The sequence below is a fragment of the Lachnoclostridium sp. MSJ-17 genome (genome assembly GCF_018918205.1).
Taxonomy (GTDB): Bacteria; Bacillota; Clostridia; order Oscillospirales; family Acutalibacteraceae; genus Ruminococcoides.
Map to the genome: position 1 here is coordinate 1 of NZ_JAHLQB010000006.1, position 1145 is coordinate 1145.

Annotated in this window: 2 protein-coding genes; both read right to left on the reverse strand. The window is 53.4% G+C overall.

From position 1 onward, the window contains the following. Positions 1-261, reverse strand: a 261-nt coding sequence (locus KQI64_RS00210) for a winged-helix domain-containing protein (protein WP_301282400.1), incomplete at its 3' end; no start/stop codon positions are given. 23 nt (positions 262-284) lie between these two features. Continuing rightward, positions 285-1145: NADP-dependent isocitrate dehydrogenase (locus KQI64_RS00215; RefSeq protein WP_216522774.1), on the reverse strand; the 861-nt coding region annotated here is incomplete at its 5' end.

Sequence of the window (1145 nt, forward strand, 5' to 3'; positions counted from 1 at the left end):
CGCCTTGTAGCCGTTGTTAAGACCGAGAATACCCTTTATCTCGTCTTTAAGCTGGCCGACGCTGTAGCCGTAGCCCTGCTGACCGAAGCCGCCGAAGCAGTTGAGATCCTGACGAACCTGAGAAGCGGTAACGTTCATGATCTCTGCGAGCTTGTTGGATGAGATCCTGTCAACTCCCTGCTCGTCGAGCTCGGTGAGAAAGCGGTAATATCTGGGCAAACGCCTGATTACCGACATGGAAATGCTGTCATTCTTTGACATACGCATGTGTCTCCTTTTGAGGATTAAAGCATTGCGGAAAGACGCTCGTTAACAGCCTTGAGGAAATCCTCTGTGTTGACCTTAGTTTTGTTTTCGAGGGTAGAGATCAGGTAGAGGTCGCCGGTCATAACGCCGTCCTCAATTGTCTTGATCGTAGCCTGCTCAAGCTTCTCGGCAAAAGAGGTCAGCTCAGGCAGCTTGTCAAGCTCGCCGCGCTTCTTGAGCGCGCCTGTCCATGCAAAGATGGTCGCAACGGAGTTGGTAGAGGTCTCCTCGCCCTTGAGGTGCTTGTAGTAGTGGCGCTGCACGGTGCCGTGAGCAGCCTCGAACTCGTAGATGCCGTCGGGAGAAACAAGCACGCTCGTCATCATCGCCAGCGAGCCGAAAGCGGTCGCGATCATGTCGCTCATAACGTCGCCGTCGTAGTTCTTGCAAGCCCACATATAGCCGCCTTCGCTGCGGATAACGCGCGCTACAGCGTCGTCGATGAGGGTGTAGAAGTAGGTGATGCCCGCTTCCTCAAACTTATCCTTGTACTCGTTCTCAAAGATCTCCGCGAAGATATCCTTGAAACGGTGGTCGTAGGTCTTGCTGATTGTGTCCTTTGTAGCAAACCATACGTCAATGTGCTGGTCGAGAGCGTAGTTGAAGCATGAGCGCGCAAAGGAGGAAATACTCTTGTCGATGTTGTGCATGCCCTGGATAATGCCGTCGGACTTGAAGTCAAAGATAAGGCTTCTTTCTTCGCTGCCGTCGGGCTTAGTTACGCAGAGCTCAGCCTTGCTGCCGCCCTCAACGCGCATTTCCGTGTTCTTGTAAACGTCGCCGTAGGCGTGACGGGCGATGCAGATAGGCTTCTTCCAGGTGGGAATGTAGGGAACGAT